Source organism: Peterkaempfera griseoplana, assembly GCF_001418575.1.
In the GTDB taxonomy this organism is placed as follows: domain Bacteria; phylum Actinomycetota; class Actinomycetes; order Streptomycetales; family Streptomycetaceae; genus Peterkaempfera; species Peterkaempfera griseoplana.
In genome coordinates this window covers 1-3,469 of record NZ_LIQR01000711.1, presented here as the reverse complement: position 1 = coordinate 3,469, position 3,469 = coordinate 1, and the positions used below count along the sequence as shown (strand labels likewise).

Annotated in this window: 3 protein-coding genes and 1 pseudogene; all 4 read right to left on the bottom strand. The window is 71.8% G+C overall.

The features are described from left to right. Positions 1–320: 320 nt before the first annotated feature. Positions 321–1,301 (bottom strand): cation diffusion facilitator family transporter, encoded by a 981-nt coding sequence (locus tag AOK09_RS35820; protein ID WP_055591354.1) that lies wholly within the window; start codon positions 1,299–1,301, stop codon positions 321–323. Between the two features lie 134 nt (positions 1,302–1,435). Continuing rightward, positions 1,436–1,690, bottom strand: a complete 255-nt coding sequence (locus tag AOK09_RS39805; protein WP_055591353.1) for a hypothetical protein — start codon at positions 1,688–1,690, stop codon at positions 1,436–1,438. Positions 1,691–1,923: 233 nt separating this feature from the next. After that, positions 1,924–3,114 carry an SRPBCC family protein gene (locus tag AOK09_RS35810; RefSeq protein WP_055591352.1) on the bottom strand — a complete coding sequence of 397 codons (1,191 nt, stop codon included), beginning with the start codon at positions 3,112–3,114 and terminating at the stop codon, positions 1,924–1,926. Further along, a pseudogene (locus tag AOK09_RS35805) lies at positions 3,107–3,469 on the bottom strand (histone protein); the annotation flags it as partial. The pseudogene AOK09_RS35805 and the gene AOK09_RS35810, both read right to left, overlap by 8 nt.

The following is a 3,469-nucleotide window of genomic DNA, read 5'->3' as shown; positions in this document are numbered from 1 at the left end:
ACATGCCCGCCGGCCGGCGGGGTGGCCGGCGCTCCCACTCCGGCGCCGAGGGACCCACGTACGACCAGCTGTACAACGAGGCCAAGCAGCGCAACGTCAAGGGCCGTTCGAAGATGAACAAGAAGGAACTCGCCCACGCCCTGGGCCGCTGACCGCGTCCGTCCGCACCCCTACCCGCACAGCCCGGCCACCGGCCATCCGTTCCCCGCCTTCGCGGCAGCGCGCAGGAGGGGTCCGGGCTGGTGACCGGGCTCGTCGTTGCCGGGCTGTGCGGCCCGGTCGGGCCGCGCTGGGTGTGTCCCCCCGGCGTACCCGGGTGCTCAGGCCGGCTCCGGCAGCGGGTCGGGGCCGCCCGGGGTGGGGTCCAGATAGACATGCCGGATCGCCGGGAACCGACCCCGCAGCACCCGCTCCGCCTCCGTGCACCCCTCCTCGATCTCACCGGCGCTGGACCTGTCCCGCAGATCGATCTTGGCGGCGATCAGGACGTCGTCGGGGCCCCGGATCAGCGTCACAAGCTCGAGGACGTCCTCGATGTGCGGCAGGGCGAGCAGTTCCGCCCGGACCTCCACCCGCATCTGGTGCGAGACCGAACGCCCGATGAGCAGGGAGGCGTTGCTGCGGCCCAGGTTCCAGGCGACGCAGGTCAGCAGCACACCGATGAGCAGGGAGGCGATGCCGTCCCAGACGCCCTGGCCGGTGACCTGGTCAGCGACGAGCCCGCCGGCCGCCAGGCCGATACCGATCAGTGCGGCCGAGTCCTCCACCACCACGGCCTTCACGGTGGTGTCCGGAGTGCGCCGCAGATGCCGTCCGACCGGGCGCTCCAACCGCGCCGCCTCGCCCTGCACCTGGCGGAGTCCACGCACCAGCGAGACGGCCTCCATGACGAAGGCGCAGCCGAGGACGACGTAGGACACCAGCGGGTCCACCGTCTGCCCGCCGTGGATCAACGCCTGGACGCCGTCGTACACGGAGAACACGGCACCGCCGAAGAAGGTGGCCACCGAGGCGAGCAGCGCCCAGACATAGCGCTCGGAACTGTAACCGAGCGGGTGCTCCTCGTCCGGGGTCCGGCTGCTGCGGGTCAGCGCGGTCAGCAGCATCACCTCGGTGACGGTGTCCGCGACCGAGTGCGCCGCCTCCGAGAGCATGGCGCTCGAACCGCTGACGATTCCGCCGACCGCCTTGGCTGCGGCCACTCCCAGATTCGCCGCGGCCGCGACGAGTACGGTCGCGCGGCTCTCCCCACCGCCCCGCCCTGATTCGGCCACGCCTGCGTACCTCCGGGACTTCCCCATGGCTGCTCTGCTCCCCCGCTCGACCGCTGGACGCGGTGCCCGCGCGCAGGCGCCTAACCGGAGGTCACCACGGTGAAACGTGCCACGGGCAGGCCCCGGCGCCACCACCCCCGCCGCTGCGATGCGCTGCGACGTCAGGACTCCCAGTGGGCCTCGGCGGCCGGCGCACCCTCACTGTCGAGCTCCAGCCACACCAGCGCCCGCACCGATCGCGGCAGCAGCCCCGCGTCCCCCTGCCGCGCCCCGATCCACTCACGCATCCGCCGATCGGCGAAGTCGTGCGCGGAGCCCTCGTACTCCTCGGGGTTGGGGCGGACATGGTCGTCCATGATGCGGGTCTGCTGCCCGTCGCGGTCGGTGACCTCGAGCACCCAGCGGTAGAGCGGCATGTGTTCTCCCAGGTGGCGGCTGCTGCAGAGCTGCGCTCCCACCGTAGGTCCGGCGGCCCGGGACCGCCCGCCGGAAGCCCTCCGCGGCGGCACACCGACGCCGGCGGCGATGGTGCCGCCGGCGGTGAGCGAGGGCGCCGCGGTGCGGGGACTTTGGGGTCATCGGCCCGGGTACGGGGGTACGGGCGGGCCCACGGGGACCGTCCCCCGGACGGCCGAGCCGGCAGGATCCCTCAGCGTGCGCGGGAGGACATCCTGCGCCCCGGCCTCCTGGGCGGCTCCGCGGGCTCGTCCTCCTCGTACTCCTCCTCGGGCTCCTCGTACTCGTCCTCCTCTTCCCCCTCGTCCTCTTCCCCCTCGTCCTCCTCGTCCTCGTCCTCCTCGTCCTCGTCGCGCTCTTCCCCCTCGTCCTCCTCGTCGTGCTCCTCGTCCTCGTCGCGCTCCTCCTCGTCCTCGGGCTCTTCCTCCTCCTCGAATTCGCCCTCCTCGGGCTCCTCCTCGTATCCGGCTTCCTCCTCGTGCTCGTCCTCCGGCTCCTCAGCCTCGCGATCCTTCTGCTCCTGCTCCAGAGCCTCCTCATGGGTCCTGACGACCTCGCCGTCGCGGATCTCACCGCGCCAGCCCTCCACCTCGTCCGGGTCCAGCAGCGTGTGGGTCATGACATGGCGCCGGAAGTGCTTGAGTTCGAGCCTCACCCGGCGTCCCTGGGCCCGCCACAGGTTGCCGGTGCGCTCGAAGAGTCCCTGCGGGTGGTACTCCAGGACGACCAGGATGCGGGTGAGGTCGGGGGTGAGTTCATGGAAGGTGACCGCCCCGTCGACGTGTCCCTTGGCGCCCTTGGAGCGCCAGACGATCAGCTCCTCCGGGACCTGTTCCCGGATGGTCGCCTGCCAGGTCCGGTGCGACCAGAACACCTGGGCCTTCCAGTTGGACTTCTCGTCCGCCTCGTGCTCGACGCTCTCCACCTTCTTCATGAAGCCGGGGAAGGAGCCGAATTCCGTCCACTGGTTGTAGGCGACCCGTACCGGAACACCCACATCGATGTCCTCGACGATATTGGTGACCTTGATCTTCTTGCCGCGCCCCTTGCGGCCGCCGCCACCGCCCCCTCCGAAGACACCCTTGACCTTGTCCTTCGCCTGGGTGACTCCCGCCCCGAGCATCGCCCGCATCGGGGACTTGCCCTCGGCCAGCGCCCGGCCGCCGGTGAGCGCGGCGGAGAGGCCCGAGCTGCCGGGGTTCTGCGCGTACTCGGTGAGGCGGCCGGTGACGCTGTCCACCTTCTCGGCCAGGGCCCCGGCCGCCCGCTCACCGAGCGCGCCCGCGAGGTCCTGGGCCTGCTCCCGGAGACGGTCGGTGGGCAGCTGCTCCACAAGGCGTCCCAGTCCCCCGGTCAGCGTTCCGCTCCCGTGCTCCTCAGCCATGCCGTTCACCTCCGCGTCGCGACGCGATCTTCCTGGCGGCCTGTGCAGCGGTCACCTTCGCTGTCGCCTTGCGCGGCGCGGTCTTCTTCGCCGCACCGACGGCCTTCTGGGCTGCCGCCTTCTTGGTGGAGGCCTTCCTGGCCGCGGACTCCTTCACCGAGCGGGACCGGGGCGGCTCCGCCTCGGCCTCCGCCCCACGTCCCCCGCCGGTGCGCCGGGGCCTGGCCTCCGTCTGCTCCTCGTCGCTCTGCTCCTCGTCGGCTTCCTCGGGCTGCTCCTCGTCGGCCTCCTCGGGCTCTTCCTCGTCCGCGCCTGTCTCCCGCTCCTCCTGCTCCTCGTACTCCTCCTCGGGCTC